This is a genomic window from Vibrio sp. 10N.222.55.C6 (assembly GCF_041473395.1).
GTDB lineage: Bacteria > Pseudomonadota > Gammaproteobacteria > Enterobacterales > Vibrionaceae > Vibrio > Vibrio crassostreae_C.
Genome location: NZ_JBFRSD010000614.1, coordinates 1 through 312, shown reverse-complemented (window position 1 = coordinate 312; position 312 = coordinate 1). Strand labels below are relative to the sequence as shown.

Here is a 312-nt window from a genome sequence, read left to right as displayed (position 1 = left end):
ATATATTGCTCGTGAAGCCAATAAAGAGGAGGCTTGTACAGGCCGGTTCTGGGAAGGTCGTTTTAAGTCTCAAGCTTTGTTGGATGAAAAAGCCCTGCTAAGCTGCATGGCGTATGTAGATTTGAACCCGGTTCGCGCTGGCATTGAACAGTCGCTTGAAGAATCTGAATTTACTTCCATCTATGAGCGCACTCATTCAGTGGCCTGCAAAGGCGATAAAGGAAAAGGAGAGGTCGCCTCTTTACCCGCTAAAGGCTTGGCTGGCTTTTTAGGGAATGAGCGACAAATGCAGCCCTCGGTATTTTCCAATAT

General features: G+C 47.1%; 1 pseudogene. It reads left to right on the top strand.

Annotated features, from left to right (window positions below):
• Window positions 1-312, top strand: a pseudogene (locus tag AB4486_RS25330) (hypothetical protein); the annotation flags it as partial.